The 16,249-nt window shown below is 52.6% G+C and carries 16 protein-coding genes; 14 read left to right on the top strand and 2 right to left on the bottom strand.

Annotated elements, in window-relative coordinates; all coding sequences use genetic code 11:
- The first annotated feature begins 3 nt into the window (after nucleotides 1-3).
- The 3 genes from LA360_RS10055 (at nucleotide 4) to ilvC (ending at nucleotide 2,423) form a co-directional block, all read left to right on the top strand.
- A complete protein-coding gene (locus tag LA360_RS10055; protein WP_022202051.1) occupies nucleotides 4-672 on the top strand; it encodes an HAD family hydrolase in 669 nt (222 codons plus the stop codon).
- A gap of 125 nt (nucleotides 673-797) precedes the next feature.
- The gene (gene ilvN, locus LA360_RS10050; protein WP_002569358.1) at nucleotides 798-1,301 is read left to right on the top strand and encodes an acetolactate synthase small subunit; all 504 of its coding nucleotides are present in this window, start codon (nucleotides 798-800) and stop codon (nucleotides 1,299-1,301) included.
- A gap of 111 nt (nucleotides 1,302-1,412) precedes the next feature.
- Nucleotides 1,413-2,423 carry a ketol-acid reductoisomerase gene (ilvC, locus tag LA360_RS10045; RefSeq protein WP_022202052.1) on the top strand — a complete coding sequence of 337 codons (1,011 nt, stop codon included), beginning with the start codon at nucleotides 1,413-1,415 and terminating at the stop codon, nucleotides 2,421-2,423.
- A gap of 133 nt (nucleotides 2,424-2,556) precedes the next feature.
- Here the strand turns inward: ilvC and LA360_RS10040 are convergent, their stop codons facing one another.
- Complete coding sequence (locus LA360_RS10040; RefSeq protein ID WP_003526187.1) at nucleotides 2,557-3,438, bottom strand: LysR family transcriptional regulator; 882 nt, start codon at nucleotides 3,436-3,438, stop codon at nucleotides 2,557-2,559.
- A gap of 152 nt (nucleotides 3,439-3,590) precedes the next feature.
- Between LA360_RS10040 and leuC the strand changes: the two genes are divergently transcribed.
- Nucleotides 3,591-4,853 (top strand): 3-isopropylmalate dehydratase large subunit, encoded by a 1,263-nt coding sequence (leuC, locus tag LA360_RS10035; protein ID WP_089776250.1) that lies wholly within the window; start codon nucleotides 3,591-3,593, stop codon nucleotides 4,851-4,853.
- A gap of 44 nt (nucleotides 4,854-4,897) precedes the next feature.
- Entirely contained in the window at nucleotides 4,898-5,383 is a 486-nt protein-coding gene (leuD, locus tag LA360_RS10030) for a 3-isopropylmalate dehydratase small subunit (RefSeq protein WP_003526189.1), read from the top strand.
- 87 nt (nucleotides 5,384-5,470) lie between these two features.
- Here leuD and LA360_RS10025 read toward each other — a convergent pair whose 3' ends face one another.
- A complete protein-coding gene (locus LA360_RS10025; protein WP_022202054.1) occupies nucleotides 5,471-6,346 on the bottom strand; it encodes a LysR family transcriptional regulator in 876 nt (291 codons plus the stop codon).
- A 174-nt stretch (nucleotides 6,347-6,520) separates the two neighbouring features.
- Between LA360_RS10025 and LA360_RS10020 the strand changes: the two genes are divergently transcribed.
- From LA360_RS10020 to LA360_RS09980, 9 genes are all read left to right on the top strand, one after another.
- Nucleotides 6,521-7,795, top strand: a complete 1,275-nt coding sequence (locus LA360_RS10020) for an L-cysteine desulfidase family protein (RefSeq protein WP_022202055.1) — start codon at nucleotides 6,521-6,523, stop codon at nucleotides 7,793-7,795.
- Nucleotides 7,796-7,797: 2 nt separating this feature from the next.
- Nucleotides 7,798-8,991 (top strand): dicarboxylate/amino acid:cation symporter, encoded by a 1,194-nt coding sequence (locus LA360_RS10015; protein ID WP_002585132.1) that lies wholly within the window; start codon nucleotides 7,798-7,800, stop codon nucleotides 8,989-8,991.
- A gap of 30 nt (nucleotides 8,992-9,021) precedes the next feature.
- On the top strand, nucleotides 9,022-9,195 hold the full coding sequence (locus tag LA360_RS10010; RefSeq protein WP_160116368.1) for a hypothetical protein: 174 nt from the start codon (nucleotides 9,022-9,024) through the stop codon (nucleotides 9,193-9,195).
- On the top strand, nucleotides 9,173-10,603 hold the full coding sequence (locus LA360_RS10005; RefSeq protein WP_022202056.1) for an amidohydrolase: 1,431 nt from the start codon (nucleotides 9,173-9,175) through the stop codon (nucleotides 10,601-10,603). Before LA360_RS10010 ends, LA360_RS10005 begins: the two co-directional genes overlap by 23 nt.
- Nucleotides 10,604-10,658: 55 nt before the next feature.
- A complete protein-coding gene (locus tag LA360_RS10000) occupies nucleotides 10,659-11,414 on the top strand; it encodes a MerR family transcriptional regulator (RefSeq protein WP_022202057.1) in 756 nt (251 codons plus the stop codon).
- A 73-nt stretch (nucleotides 11,415-11,487) separates the two neighbouring features.
- A complete protein-coding gene (locus tag LA360_RS09995) occupies nucleotides 11,488-12,606 on the top strand; it encodes a BMP family protein (protein WP_022202058.1) in 1,119 nt (372 codons plus the stop codon).
- A gap of 90 nt (nucleotides 12,607-12,696) precedes the next feature.
- Nucleotides 12,697-14,226: an ABC transporter ATP-binding protein gene (locus LA360_RS09990; RefSeq protein WP_022202059.1), complete on the top strand. Its 1,530-nt coding sequence runs from the start codon at nucleotides 12,697-12,699 to the stop codon at nucleotides 14,224-14,226.
- Nucleotides 14,219-15,247 (top strand): ABC transporter permease, encoded by a 1,029-nt coding sequence (locus tag LA360_RS09985; RefSeq protein WP_022202060.1) that lies wholly within the window; start codon nucleotides 14,219-14,221, stop codon nucleotides 15,245-15,247. The genes LA360_RS09990 and LA360_RS09985 overlap by 8 nt, the downstream gene beginning before the upstream one ends.
- On the top strand, nucleotides 15,241-16,182 hold the full coding sequence (locus LA360_RS09980) for an ABC transporter permease (protein ID WP_022202061.1): 942 nt from the start codon (nucleotides 15,241-15,243) through the stop codon (nucleotides 16,180-16,182). Before LA360_RS09985 ends, LA360_RS09980 begins: the two co-directional genes overlap by 7 nt.
- The last annotated feature ends 67 nt before the right edge of the window (nucleotides 16,183-16,249 follow it).

Below are 16,249 nucleotides of genomic sequence, written 5' to 3'. Positions count from 1 at the left end.
ACCATGAACCGTAAGGATTATATTTTATTTGACTTGGATGGAACCCTGACAGACCCTAAGGAGGGAATCACAAAATCGGTACAGCACGCACTGGCGCATTTCGGGATACAGACAGATGATCTGGACAGTCTGACGCCCTTCATAGGGCCCCCTCTGAGGGACAGCTTTAAGAAGTATTACGGCTTTTCCGATGAGCAGGCATGGGAGGGAGTACAGGCGTATCGGGAGTATTTCAGCGTCAGGGGCTGGGTTCAGAATAAGGAGTATCCCGGCATAAAGGAAATGCTGGAAGCCTTAAAGGAGGCGGGAAGGGTGCTGCTGGTGGCCACCTCCAAGCCGGAGGAGTTTGCCAGGAAGATACTGGAGCACTTTGACATGGCGGACTATTTCGATTTCATCGGCGGAGCCGATATGGGGGAAACGCGGGTGCGCAAGGGGGATGTAATCCGATATGTGCTGGAACAGTGCGGCCTGGAGCCGGACGATGAGACAATCGGACGCTGCATGATGGTAGGGGACAGGGAGCACGATGTCCTGGGGGCCAGAGAGTGCGGCATGGAATGCGTGGGCGTGCTCTACGGATATGGCGACCGCCAGGAGATGGATGGGTGCAGACCTGCCTGGATTGCGGGGACGGTGAAGGAATTAAGGGATTTGCTCCTGTCACTATAACTTGAACTCATAATAACCATTCCTATTATGCAATTGACAAATAGAATAATGGTTGCTATGATTGAAATTACTATTAAGAAGGCAGCTGCTTTTGCGCTTGCCGTCAAATGAGAGGGTGGGATTAGATGGACGACAGAATCGTGTTATCGCTGCTTGTGGACAATACCGCAGGTGTGCTGGCCCGTGTAGCAGGGCTTTTCAGCCGCCGCGGATACAATATTGAGAGTCTGACTGTAGGTGTCACCGCTGACCCGCGGTACTCCAGGATGACCGTGGTTTCCCTGGGAGACCAGACCGTCCTGGAACAGATTAAGAACCAGCTCAATAAGTTGGAGGATGTAAGGGATATCAAGGAGCTGCAGCCGGACCGTTCCGTATACAGGGAACTGATGATGGTGAAGGTGCGTGCCAATGCCAGCGACCGCCAGTCCGTCAGCGCCATATCCAGTATCTTCCGCGCCACCATTGTGGATGTGGGAAAGGATTCGTTGACAGTCATGCTGACAGGAGACCAGTCCAAACTGGATGCGCTTATTAACCTGCTGGAGGATTATGAAATCCTGGAGCTGGCCAGAACCGGTCTTACGGGACTGGAAAGAGGCGCGGAGGATATCAGGATGCTTCCATAAAACAGAGGCTTAAGGGGCGGCCAAAGGCGGACAGAGAGTCGTCGGTTTTGTTGCCTTAAACATATATCATTTAAGATTTAAGTTCAAAGGAATTGAAGGAGGAAAAAAGCAATGCCAAAGATTTATTATCAGGAAGATTGTAATTTGTCATTACTGGAGGGCAAGACCATTGCTGTGATCGGTTACGGCAGCCAGGGACATGCACATGCTTTAAACTTAAAGGAGTCAGGATGCAACGTAATTGTAGGCCTGTATGAGGGCAGCCGTTCCTGGAAGAAAGCAGAGGAGCAGGGATTCGAGGTATATACAGCAGCTGAGGCATCCAAAAAAGCAGATGTCATCATGATACTGATCAACGATGAGAAGCAGGCCGCCATGTATAAGGAGTCCATCGCGCCAAACCTGCGTCCGGGTATGATGCTGATGTTTGCCCATGGTTTCGCTATCCACTTCGGACAGATTGTTCCGCCTAAGGATGTGGACGTTACCATGATCGCTCCCAAGGCGCCGGGCCATACCGTGAGAAGCGAGTATCAGAGGGGCAGAGGAACCCCATGTCTGGTAGCTGTTTACCAGGATGCCACAGGCAAGGCCATGGACATGGCGCTGGCTTACGGACAGGGAATCGGAGGCGCAAGGGCAGGTATCCTGGAGACCACCTTCAGAGTGGAGACCGAGACCGACCTGTTCGGCGAGCAGGCAGTGCTCTGCGGCGGCGTGTGCGCCCTGATGAAGGCCGGATTTGAGACTCTGGTTGAAGCAGGCTATGCTCCTGAGAATGCATACTTTGAGTGCGTGCATGAGATGAAGCTGATTGTGGACCTGATTTACGAGAGCGGTTTTGCAGGCATGCGTTATTCCATTTCCAATACAGCTGAGTACGGCGATTATATCACCGGACCAAAGATTGTGACCGACGAGACAAAGAAGGCCATGAAGAAGATTCTGTCCGATATCCAGGACGGTTCCTTTGCAAAAGAGTGGCTTCTGGAGAACCAGGTTGGCTGCCCGCATTTCAATGCCATGAGAAAGAACGAGGCAGAGCAGCCGCTTGAGAAGGTGGGAGCTGAGCTGAGAAAGCTTTACAGCTGGAATGATACGGACAAACTGATTAACAACTAATTGATTCACAACGAACGCTGCGTAGATTGTATTCGGGAAGATTGGCGGATACAAGGAAGAACAGGCGGAGGCCCCGGAAGGAAACCGGGGAATCCGCCTGTTTTATATATGCAGAATATGCATATTCGGAGTATCAGTACAGAAACTCCAGGAATGTTTTCAGGGCCATGGCCTGGTTGGAGGGGTGATAGGCGAAGCCGATGGTCCTGCGGTGGATGGGGATATACAGGGGAATCTCTACCAGCAGGCCGCTGTCCAGCTCCTTCTGCACCAATTCCTTGATGACACAGGCAATGCCCAGGCCAATTTTGGCAAATTCAATCAGCAGGTCCATGGTGGTGACTTCCAGAATCTGGTGGGGACAGATGTTGTTTTCCTCCATGTATTCGTCCACATGGTGGCGGGTCATGTTGCTGGTGTCAAGAAGCATGATGTTGCCCGTCTCAAACAGGCTGGTATCCCGCCCCTCTCTCAGGTACAGGTTCTCCAGATAATTGGGGGTGGTGACAAAGGTGTCCTGGATATCCATGACCGGGATAAAGGCCAGGTCACGGCGGACCGAGGGCTCGGCAACCAGGCCCAGGTCGATCTTCTGCTGCTCCAGCCGGCCAAGGGTCTGGGCTGTGGCCTGGCTTTCTATGGTAACCTTCATGTGAGGATACTGGTCGATGAAGGTCTTCAGGTAGGGAAGCAGGATATATTTGCACAGAGTGTTGCTCACCCCAATCCGTAAGTGGCCGATGTCGAATTCCTGAATCCGCTTCAGTTCCTGTTCGCCCCGGTCCAGGGCGTCAAAAGCCTCCCTGGTATGTTCAAATAGAATTTCACCCTCAGAGGTGAGCTGTACTCCGCGGGAGCTTCGGGTAAACAGGGACAGGCCAAGGCTGTCCTCCAGCTTGCTGATGGCCTTGCTGATGGCGGGCTGGCTGATGTAAAGTTCCTTTGCGGCCTTGGATATGTTGCCGGCTTTGGCCACTTCATAAAATATCTTGTATTGGGACAGGTTCTGTTCCATGGAATCCCCCTCCTGCTATATAACATTTTTTCATATATCCCATTCATATTATGCATTTTTATTATAACAATACATATGCTAAAATGTAAAGCACGGATGATATAATTTCGAGGAATTATTAAAGAGAAGGATATTGAAGGAGGAAATAAGTTATGGGAATGACCATGAGCCAGAAAATCCTGGCTGCCCACGCAGGACTTGAGGAAGTGAAGGCGGGACAGCTCATAGAGGCGGATTTGGATTTAGTGCTGGGAAATGACATCACTTCTCCGGTTGCCATCAACGAGATGAAGAAGATGGACAGAAAGACCGTGTTTGATAAGGACAAGATTGCCCTGGTTATGGACCATTTTATCCCTAACAAGGATATAAAGTCGGCTGAGAACTGCAAGTGCTGCAGGGAGTTTGCCTGCCGCCATGAGATAACCAATTATTTCGATGTGGGAGAGATGGGAATCGAGCATGCCCTTCTTCCTGAAAAGGGACTGGTGGTGGCCGGTGACGCGGTCATAGGCGCGGACTCCCACACATGTACATACGGAGCGCTGGGAGCATTTTCCACGGGGGTGGGAAGCACGGATATGGCAGCCGGCATGGTGACCGGCAGGGCATGGTTTAAGGTGCCCTCTGCCATTAAATTTGAGCTGGTGGGCAAGCCCTCCAAGTGGGTCAGCGGCAAGGATGTAATCTTACATATTATCGGCATGATTGGTGTGGACGGAGCCCTGTATAAGTCCATGGAGTTCGTGGGGGAGGGAATCAGGAACCTTTCCATGGATGACCGCTTTACCATCTGCAACATGGCAATCGAGGCAGGAGGAAAGAACGGAATCTTCCCGGTGGATGAACTGGCCGCCGAATATATGAAGGAGCATTCAAAGCGCGGGTTTACCGCATATAAGGCGGATGAGGACGCGGAGTATGATGAGACATATGTGATTGACTTGTCCCAGTTAAAGCCCACCGTATCCTTCCCCCATCTTCCTTCCAATACCAGGACCATTGACCAGGCAGGGGATGTGAAGGTGGACCAGGCGGTCATCGGTTCCTGTACCAACGGACGTATAGAGGACATGAGAATCGCGGCGGAGGTATTAAAGGGCAGGAAGATTGCCAAGGGTGTGCGCTGCATCGTGATACCGGCTACCCAGTCCATCTATCTTCAGGCAATGAGAGAGGGGCTTCTGGAGATTTTCATTGAGGCGGGAGCCGTGGTGAGCACACCTACCTGCGGTCCGTGTCTGGGCGGCTACATGGGTATCCTTGCGGCCGGGGAGAGGTGCATCTCCACAACAAACCGAAACTTTGTGGGACGTATGGGACACGTTGATTCAGAGGTATATCTGGCCAGCCCGGCCGTGGCTGCCGCAAGTGCCGTGGCGGGAAAAATTATCTGCCCGTGCCGGCTGGATTAACGGAATAAATGCAATATCATTGTGAAAGGAAAAGGAGACTGAACATGAAAGCATGCGGACACGTTTTTAAATACGGTGACAATGTGGATACGGATGTCATCATCCCGGCCAGATATTTAAACGCCACCCAGGGCGACGAGCTGGCAAAACACTGTATGGAGGATATTGACAGGGAGTTTGTGAATAAGGTCCAAAAGGGGGACATCATTGTGGCCAACAAGAATTTCGGCTGCGGTTCCTCCCGGGAACACGCGCCTCTGGCCATCAAGTGCGCGGGAGTGAGCTGCGTTATCGCGGAGACATTTGCCCGTATCTTCTACAGGAATTCCATAAACATCGGCCTTCCCATCATTGAGTGCCTGGAGGCGGCCAGGTCCATTGAGGCGGGGGATGAGGTGGAAGTTGATTTTGACAGCGGAATCATCACCAACAAGACAAAGGGAGAGACCTATCAGGGCCAGTCCTTCCCGCCCTTCATGCAGAAAATCATATCGGCGGGCGGCCTGGTGAATTACATTAACGGACAATAGAAAAGCAGGAAAGCAGCCCATGTGCGGCAGGGAGAACATGCTCCCTTCAGAATTAAATTCTGACGCGCCGGGCTGCTTTTTTGGGGTTTAACTCCTGGCCAGACGTATGAACGCGTCCATCTCTCTGGTGACCCACTTATCCTTGTGGTAAACAATCTGACGCCAGGTCCTCATGTAGAAATCCCTGACATCCAATACGGCCAGCTCTCCGCTGATAATATCCCTGTGTATGGTGAATTCCGGAAGAAAGGAAACACCCAGGTTCTTTCTCAGCAGGTTGATGATAAATTCCGTGTTCCCTATCTCCAGAAAGGGGTGTATTTCCTTGCCCTGGGCAGCCAGGTACTGGTCCAGGATAAAACGGTAGCTGGCGTTTCTCTCGGTGAGGATGAAGGGCTGGCCTATGACCTGGTCCAGGTCCAGGCTGTCCCTCCCCACAAAGGGGTGGCCGGAGGCGGTGACAAACACAATGTCCTCCGGTTCCTCCAGGACTTTTATCCATTTGCTGTCATACATACGCTTATCCAGGAAATACACTATATCAATGGCATTGCTGTTCATCATCTCCAACAGTGTCTCAGGGGAGTCGGTGATGAGCCTTATGTTGACCTTGGGGTAGAGCCTGTGGTATTCCCTTAACAGCTCCGGGAATATGGTGGCGCAAATGGATTCAATGGTCCCCAGACACAGGCTTCCGGTAAGCTCTGAAACATGGGTGACCGCGTCCCTGGCGTGTTCCAGCTCCTTCATGACCGAGACCGCGTGTTCGTAAAACAGGGCTCCCTGATGGGTCAGGGTGGTCTGTTTGCCGATGCGGTCAAAGAGATGGACGTTCAGCTCCTGCTCCAGCTGTTTGATTTGAATGGTGACAGCTGCCTGGGAATAACCCAGCTGTCTGGCTGCCTTGGAAAAGCTCTTTAACTGCGCTACCTGGATAAAGGCGGCAATCTCCCGTAGCTCCATATGATGTGATTCCTTTGCTCATTTTGTATAAAAATTTTTAAATGATATCATAAAAACATTAAATTTTACAACCATATGCTTTTATGGTACATTAATATTAATCAGAAATCAATCCAAAATGTATAGTAATTTTCCGGATAATCAATTAAAATTGAGAAAGGTATCACAATCATCATGGAAAAAACAAATGTTAAGTACGGAGCGTATGTTCAAATTCTGAAGGAGGAGCTGCTTCCGGCCATGGGATGTACAGAGCCCATTGCCCTTGCCTATGCGGCGGCCACGGCCAGGAAAGTGCTGGGGGAGCTGCCGGACCGTGTGGTGGTGGGAGCCAGCGGAAGCATTATCAAGAATGTGAAGTCGGTTATCGTGCCTAACACGAATCATCTGAAGGGCATTCCGGCAGCGGCAGCAGCGGGAATTGTTGCGGGAGATTCGGACAAAGAACTGGAGGTGATTGCAGAAGTTACACCAGATCAGACCAGACAGATGAAGGAATTCCTGGATAACACGGAAATCAGGGTGGAGCATGCGGATAACGGCATTACCTTTGATATCATCGTGACTCTGTATAAGGGGGATTCCTACGCAAAGGTCCGCATCGCCAATTATCATACCAATATCGTGCTGATTGAAAAGAATGGGGAGATTCTTAAGCAGGTAGAGGTGGCAGGCGAGGAGGAGGGTCTGACTGACAGAAGCCTGCTCAACATGGAGGACATCTGGGATTTTATCAATACGGTGGACATCGGGGATATACGGGAAGTATTGGACCGCCAGATTAAGTACAACTGGGCCATTGCCCAGGAGGGATTAAAAGGGGATTATGGCGCCAATATCGGCTCTGTTCTTTTGGAAATGTCCGGAAATGATGTCCGCACCAGGGCAAAAGCCATGGCAGCGGCAGGTTCTGACGCCAGGATGAATGGCTGTGAACTGCCGGTCATCATCAATTCGGGAAGCGGAAACCAGGGTATCACTGCCTCTGTTCCCGTGCTGGTATATGCGGAGGAATTTAAGGTGGATGAGGATAAGAAGTACAGGGCGCTGGCTCTGTCCAACCTGACAGCCATCCATCAGAAGACTCCCATTGGCAGGCTTTCCGCTTACTGCGGGGCTGTCAGTGCCGGTGCAGGCGCCGGTGCAGGGATTGCTTACCTGTGCGGCGGCGGTTTCAAAGAAGTCGTACATACGGTTGTAAACGCCCTTGCCATTGTGTCGGGCATTGTCTGTGACGGAGCAAAGGCTTCCTGCGCGGCCAAGATTGCCTCGGCAGTGGATGCGGGAATTCTGGGCTACAACATGTATATACGCGGTCAGCAGTTTTACGGGGGAGACGGTATCGTCACCAAGGGTGTCGAGGCCACACTTAAGAACGTTGGTCGTCTTGGAAAAGAAGGGATGAAGGAGACCAACGAGGAAATCATAAAAATCATGATTGGAGAATAAGTATGAAAAAAATAACAGGCAGTTTACCGTTTCGGTTGCTTTTGGGCGTTATCCTGGGCATCATAGTTGGTCAGTTGGCCGGGAGCGGCCTTATGCATGTTGTTGTGACAATCAAATACATCCTGAACCAGGTCATTGTTTTCTGTGTGCCGCTTATCATCATCGGATTCATTGCCCCTTCCATCACAAGGCTGGGCAACAATGCATCCAAAATGCTGGGAGTCGCCATTATAATTGCCTATGTTTCATCTATCGGTGCAGCCCTTTTTTCTATGACGGCAGGTTTTCTTATGATTCCTCACCTGTCCATTGCCACTGAGGTGGAGGGGTTAAAGGATTTGCCGGAAATCGTGTTCCAGCTGGATATACCTCAAATTATGCCTGTGATGAGCGCCCTGGTGTTCTCACTGCTTCTGGGCCTGGCCGCCACATGGACCAAGGCCGCGGTGATTACTCAGGTGCTGGAGGAGTTCCAGCAGATTGTGCTGTCCGTTGTCACCAAGGTGGTAATTCCTATCCTTCCTGTGTTTATCGCGTTTACATTCTGTGCCCTTTCCTATGAGGGGACTATTACAAAACAGCTTCCCGTGTTCATCCAGGTGGTCATCATTGTCATGATTGGCCATTACATCTGGCTGGCCCTGCTGTATGCCGTCGGCGGCGCCTATTCAGGCAAGAATCCGCTGGATGTCATAAAGAATTACGGACCTGCCTATATTACCGCGGTGGGTACCATGTCCTCAGCGGCTACACTGGCTGTTGCCCTGCGCTGTGCCAAGAAATCACAGCCGCCTCTCAGGGATGACATGGTGGACTTCGGCATCCCGCTCTTTGCCAACATCCATCTGTGCGGTTCTGTTCTGACAGAGGTATTCTTTGTGATGACCATATCCAAGATCCTTTACGGAACCATTCCGTCCCTGGGCACCATGATTTTGTTCTGCGCCCTTTTGGGTGTGTTCGCCATCGGAGCGCCCGGTGTTCCCGGAGGCACGGTTATGGCTTCCCTGGGTCTGATTACAGGCGTACTGGGATTTGACGAAACGGGAACAGCGCTGATGCTTACCATCTTTGCCCTTCAGGACAGCTTCGGAACCGCCTGCAACGTGACCGGTGACGGGGCCCTGACCATGATTCTTACAGGCTTTGCCGAGAAACACGGAATCAAGAGGCAGAAGATTGAAAGCGGGCTGTGACGGGTCTGCATATTTATAAGTTTTACTAATATGAATATAGCGATTTATAATAAAAACAAAATTACTCTTGAACCTATAGCGGCTATAGGATATATAATAGGTTCAAGAGCCAAGCGGAAAGGACCGGCTGGCAAAGCCGGTCCTTTTTTGCAGCATGATATTTCCGAAAGAGAGGTAAAGAATGGACAAAAAGATTCTTATTAAGAATGCCAGGGCAATCGTGTCCTGTGACGGGGAAGACCGGGTTTACAGGGACGCGGACATGCTGATTGAGGGGCCGAAGATACTGGCAATCGGCAGGGACCTGATGAACGGAGGGGACCCGGCGTCAGGAAGAAATCTGAATCAGGAGGAGGTCCAGGTCATCCGGGCAGAGGGAAAATTCGTGTATCCGGGCCTGATCAACACCCATCATCATTTTTTCCAGACCTTTGTGCGCAATCTCATGACCATTGACTATCCCAACATGATGGTGATGGACTGGATTGATAAGATTTACCGCATATTCCAGAACATTGATTCCGACGTGATTTACTACTCCACCCTTACATCCTTTGCGGATTTGATGAAACACGGCTGTACCTGCGCCTTTGATCACCAATACTGCTACACCAGGAAGACCGGCAAGTCACCGGTGGACCGTCAGATGGAGGCGGCAGAGCTTTTGGGCATCCGGTACCACGCCGGAAGGGGGACCAACACCCTTCCCGGAAGTGAAGGAAGCTCCATTCCCGACAATATGCTGGAGACAACGGATGAGTTCTTAAAGGACTGTGACAGGCTGATTGGACTGTATCACGATTCCGGGCCGTTTTCCATGAGGCAGATAGTCATGGCGCCCTGCCAGCCCATTAACTGCCGCAGGGAAACCTTTGCCGAGACCGTGGCCATGGCCAGGGAGAAGGGGGTCAGGATGCATACGCATCTGGGCGAGGGAGAGAACGAGGGCATGATGGCCCGCTGGGGCAAGCGCACCATGGACTGGTGTGGAGAGATGGGCTTTATCGGAGAGGACGTGTGGTACGCCCATGACTGGGAAGTGACAAAGGAAGAGTATAGGGTCCTGGCAGCCACAGGCACAGGGGTTTCCCACTGTCCGGCGCCGGCCGTACTTGGCGGCTTCCCGATTCTAAATATAAAGGAAATGCGGGAAGCGGGCATCCTTGTGAGCCTGGGATGCGACGGTTCCGCCACCAATGACAGTTCCAATCTGCTGGATGCCCTGCGCATGGCTTACCTGATGCAGGCAAACCACACCAAGGAGAGAGGGGGATGCGTCTCCGCCTATGACATGTTAAAGGTGGCCACCGTAAACGGGGCAAAGACCCTTGGAAGAGGCGACCTGGGGTCCCTGGAAGCGGGAAAGGCAGCGGACCTGTTTATGATTGACACAGAGACACTGGAGCTGGCGGGCGCCCTGCACGACCCGAAGAACCTGCTGGCCAGAGTGGGACTGACCGGACCGGTGTGGATGACCATGATTAACGGAAACATTGTTTACAAAGACGGCATCCTGAAAGGCGTGGACGAGAGAAAGCTGGCCCTGGAGGGAGAGGCTGTATGCACAAGGGTCATCCGGGAGCCTCACAGCGCGTACAGGGAATTTATTTAAGGGGGAATCTTATTTAAAGGGGAAGCCGGCAGAAAAAAGGAAAGAAGGTTGGCAGGTGAAGGAATATTTTTCTATCGGGGAATTGGCGGAGCTGTTCGGGCTTAACATACAGACACTGTACTACTACGACAGCGTCGGCATCTTTTCCCCCAGGGAACGCAATGAGAAAAACGGGCGCAGAAAGTATGAGTTTGACCAGATATACGAGCTGGCAACCGTGTCCTATATGCGCCGTCTGGGCTATTCCCTGGAGGAAATCAAGGAATCCAGAACCAGCTTAAATTCCAGCAGGGCTGTGGACATTATGAAGCAGCGCTCCCAGAAGCTTCGTAGGCAGTGGCAGAAGCTGCTCAACATAGATGAGGCCATCCAGAGAAAAATCCGGTTCATGGAACAGGAGATGGATGGAATCCGTCTGGATGAGATTGCGGTAAAGCATTTTGAGGACCGGAGGTTTATTTCCATAGGCGACGAGGAGCTGCTGTACAGGGAAAATTCCTTTTATTTTTATCCCACCATCGCCTTTTACGAGGGAGACCGGAAGTATTTTGGGGCCTACCTGTATCCGGACCATGAGGAGATACCAAAAACCATACCTCAGTCCAGAATCCAGATTATCCGGGGAGGCGACTTCCTCTGCGGATACCATCTGGGCGGATACGAGGGGGTGCCGGACACCATCCGGCGTCTGAGGGAGGCCAGGCCGGACCTTGAGCTGGGGGCCCAGGCCATCAATTTTAATATTCTGGATCAGTTCGTGGAGAGTGACAATAAAAATTTTATCACCGCCATGCAGATTCGGGTGTTATAGATTCACATGACTGATGATGGGGTACCTAATGAGGAAACATAAAAAATCTAAGGAAAAAGGAAGGATAAGAGACATGAAAAACAGAATGCGTTTAGCGGCGGCAGCCCTGGCATTATCCATGGCAGGCTTTGGCCTGACCGGATGCGGCGGGGAAACAAAGGAGACAGCGGCAAAGACAGAGGCTGCAGATAAGCAGGCCGGGGGCGCCCAGGCGGCAGATACCCAGGCAAATGGGGACCAGGCCGAAGGCGGCCAGGAGGAAGGAAGCCGGACAGCGGACGGCAAGACGTACAAGGTGGCCCTGTGCCTGTCCGGCGCGGCCAATGATATGGGCTGGTGCCAGTCAGCCTATGACGGCCTTAAGCTTTTAGAGGCGGATTACGGCTGTGAGGTGACCTATACGGAGAACCTGACACCGGATGACATTGAGGCTGCTTTTGCGGATTATGCGGCCAGCGGATATGACGTGGTCATCGGTCACGGATACGAGTTCGGAGATCCGGCGGTGGACGTTGCGGAGCAGTATCCGGATACAAAGTTCATTGTAACGGAGGGAGAGGTGTCTGCCGACAATGTGGCCTCCTATGTGTCAAAGTGTGAGGAAGGCGGATACATCATGGGAATGCTGGCAGCCGGCATGTCCGAGAGCGGCAAGGTGGGCTTTATCGGACCGATTCAGGGCGCGTCCCTTGTGAAGATTATGAACGGATTTGAGGACGGGGCAAAGGAAGTAAACCCTGACATCCAGGTACAGACCGCATGGACCGGTTCCTTTACCGATACGGCCCTTGGCAAGGAGGCCGCCCAGGCCATGATTGATAATGGCGCGGATGTAATCGGACACTGTGCCAACGAGTCGGGAACAGGAGCCATCAATGCGGCAAAGGAAGCAAAGGTCTACGCCACAGGCGACTCCTATGACCAGAATGATCTGGCGCCCGACACCATCCTTTCCTCATCTGTTTACCACATTCCTCATGTGATTGAGGTTGCCTTTAAGACGGTTGCGGACGGAACCTTTGAGGGCGGCATCTACCAGCTGGGAATGGCAGACGGGGCAGTGAGCGTTGCGCCTTACCACAATCTGGATTCCGCTGTTCCCGATGAGCTGAAGCAGAAGATTTCCGATAAGATTGCGGCAATTGAGTCCGGAACGTTTGAAGTGACATGTGATACCAAGCCCAGAACATAAGATATTTCCTGAAAGGGGCCTGCATCAAACCAACCGCAGCTCTGCGTGTCCGGGGGTGCGGGCCCTGTTTGGAAAGAAAGGATGGAACAGATGCCATTACTTGAGATGAAGCATATAACCAAATCCTTTGCAGGCGTGTATGCCAACGAGGATGTGGACCTGTCTGTGGAGCAGGGGGAGATACATGCGCTGTTAGGGGAAAATGGGGCCGGCAAGACCACCCTTATGAATATTCTGTTTGGCATTTATCAGGCGGACAGGGGGGAAATCTGTTTTAAAGGCCATAATGTGGAATTTAAGTCGCCGGGGGAGGCGATTGCCAGGGGAATCGGCATGGTGCACCAGCATTTTTCCCTGGTGAAGAAAATGACGGTGCTGGACAATGTGATGCTGGGATTAAAGGGGGAGGGCATCATGGCGGACCGGAAGTCGGCAAGGGAAAAACTGACGGGCCTTGCCGCGGCCTACGGTCTCCCGGTAAACCCGGAAGCCCCTGTCCACACCCTTTCCGTGGGAGAGCAGCAGAGGGTGGAGATTCTCAAGGCTCTGTACCGGGATGTGAGCCTGCTGATTCTGGACGAGCCCACCGGCGTACTCACGCCCCAGGAAACGGAGAATTTTTTCGGGGTATTAAAACGGCTGCGTGACGAGGGTTATGGAATTATTATCATCACCCACCGGCTGGGGGAAATCATGGATATCAGCGACCGGGTGACGGTGCTGCGCGACGGCCGGAAGGTCAGGAGCCTGGTGACAAAGGAGACAACGCCGGAGGAGCTGTCTGCCTGTATGATTGGGCGGGAGCTTAAGACGGAAAGAGAGATAAGGGAATCCGCTGCCGGGGAGACGGCCTTAAGCCTTAAGGATGTGTGTCTCCACAAAAAGCACAGCACCAAGATGTCTCTGGACCACGTAAGCCTTACCATACGCAGGGGAGAAATCCTGGGAATCGCGGGAGTGGAAGGCAACGGACAGAAGGAGCTGGCCGAGGTAATAACAGGAATCCGCAGGATTAAAAGCGGACAGATGGAATACCAGGGAAAGGATATACGAAAGGACAGTGTAAAGGAACGGTTCCGGGCGGGTATCTCCTATATTTCCGATGACCGTCACGGCGACAGCCTGGTCATGGACATGACGGTGGAGGACAATCTGATTTTAAGGGACTTTGACAGGGAACCTTTTTCAAGGAAAATGGTGCTGGACTACAGACAGGCGGAGAAGAGAGCCAGGGAGGCCCTGGATGAATACAGCATCAAGACCTCGGGCAAAAGCGGCATCAAAACACCGGTAAAGCTGATGAGCGGCGGTAACCAGCAAAAGGTCATACTTTCCAGGGAGATATCCGGGGAAGCCGGCCTGATTGTGGCCAGCCAGCCCACAAGGGGACTGGATATCGGAGCCACCCGGTTTGTCCATGAAACCCTCCTCAGGCAGAGGGATGCAGGCAGATGCGTCCTGCTGATATCGGCTGACCTGGATGAAATCCTGGGGGTAAGCGACCGCGTGGCAGTCATGTATGAGGGCCGTATCATAGGGATCCTGAACCGGGAAGAGGCGGATGTACATAAAATTGGCCTGCTGATGGGCGGTATTGCTAAGGAGGCGGCAAATGAATAGGAAATCAAAAATATTTGAGACAGCAGGCATCGGACTCATCGCAGTGGCAGTGTGGACGGTTCTCATCATGCTGTCAGACGCAAGCCCGGCAGAGGCTTATGCCATGTTCTTTAAGGGCATATTTGGAAACTTAAACGGGTTCATGGAAGTGTTTGTAAAGGCAGCCCCCCTGATTTTTACGGGTCTGGGATGCGCGGTGGCGTTCAGGACCGGCTTTTTCAACATCGGCGCGGAGGGACAGTTTTACATAGGGGCCCTTGCCTCGGCGTGGGCGGCCCTTACCTGGACCGGGATTCCCGGCGCGCTCCGCATCCTGTGCGCCATTTTGATGGGATTTGTATTTGGTGGTCTCTGGGCTCTGATAGCCGCCATGTTTAAGGCAAAGCTGGGGATATCGGAAATCATTGTAACCATCATGCTGAATTACATTGCCATCAATTTCCTGGGCATTGCGGTCAGGACCTTCCTCATGGACCCGGCAGGAAGCATACCTCAGTCGCCCAAGCTGGACCCTTCCGTCACCCTTTACCGGTTCTTAAAGCCCACCAGGCTTCACGCGGGATTTATCATTGCCGTGCTCATGGTGTTCCTTGTCTGGTTCATCCTGGAAAAGACAACGGTGGGATATGAAATCAAGGTGGTGGGATTCAACAAGCGGGCAGCTGCCTGCAATGGAATCTCTGTTGTCAGAAACATCATCATTTCCGCGTTCTTAAGCGGCGGACTGGCGGGAATCGCAGGAGCCGTGGAGGTCATGGGAGTGCAGAGAAAGCTTCTGGAGGGAATCTCCGGGGAGTGCGGATACACAGCGGTGCTCATCGCCCTTCTGGCCTCCAACCATCCCCTGGGCGTACTCTTTGCCGCCATCGCCTTTGCGGCCCTGGAGGTGGGAGCCAATTCCATGCAGAGGCAGATGGGAGTGCCTTCGGCCATTGTCAATATCCTGGTGGGGCTGATTGTGCTGCTGATTCTGGGCAGGGAGCTGTTTTACAGGAAGAGAAAGGAGGAAAAACCATGTTAGAGCAAATCATGACCATTGGTTTTGTGACGGCCTTTCTGACGGCGTCCGTAAGAATGGCCGTGCCTCTGATTTACGCCGGACTGGGGGAGACCATATCCGAGAAGGCGGGAATCCTTAACATAGGCATGGAGGGAGTCATGCTGGGCGGAGCCTTTTTCTCCTTTGCGGGAACCCTTTATTCCGGCAGCCTGGCCGTTGGCCTTTTGTGCGGCATGGCGGGCGGGGCCATGGTCAGCGCCATCCACGGGCTGCTGTCCATCAGGCTGGCCCAGGACCAGTCTGTCAGCGGAATCGCCATCAATATATTTATGGCCGGAGTCACCAGCTTTCTCTATAAACTGATGTCAAGCGGCCGGTCCTATCAGCAGATTGAACCCTTTGCAAAGCTTAAGATACCCTTTCTGGGGGATATACCCCTGATAGGAAACGCCCTGTTCAACCAGGACATACTGACATACGGGGTCTATGTGCTGGTAATCCTGGTCGCTCTGTTTTACAGCAGGACGTCAAAGGGAATGGCCTTTGCCGCCATCGGGGAGAATCCCAGGGCTGCGGATTCAGCCGGTATACCCGTACACCGGTACCAGTGGGCGGCTGTGCTGTTAAACGGAATGCTGGGAGGGCTGGGAGGCGCCTATCTGGTTCTGGTGCAGGTGGGTAATTTTTCTGAGAATATGACATCAGGCAGGGGATACATAGCCCTGGCGGCAGTCATATTGGGCCGGTATGTGCCCTTTGGAATGATGGGCGCGGCCTTCATATTCGGCGCGGCCAATGCCCTTCAAATCCGCCTCCAGGCCATCGGAGTGCCCCTGCCCACACAGGCTCTGGCCATGCTGCCCTACATCATAACCCTGGTTGCCCTTCTGGGCTCCATCGGCAGAAACAGCGCGCCCGAGGCATTGGGTAAGCCGTATATAAGGGGAGCCAGGTAGATTTCCGGAATAATGATTGACAGTCCCCCTGGCCTGTAGTAAGATAAGAAAAACGGATGTGCGCCAC

The sequence above is a fragment of the Enterocloster clostridioformis genome, assembly GCF_020297485.1.
Classification (GTDB): domain Bacteria; phylum Bacillota; class Clostridia; order Lachnospirales; family Lachnospiraceae; genus Enterocloster; species Enterocloster clostridioformis.
Note: the sequence above shows the minus strand (reverse complement) of the source record. Positions and strands in the feature narration are given on the sequence as shown.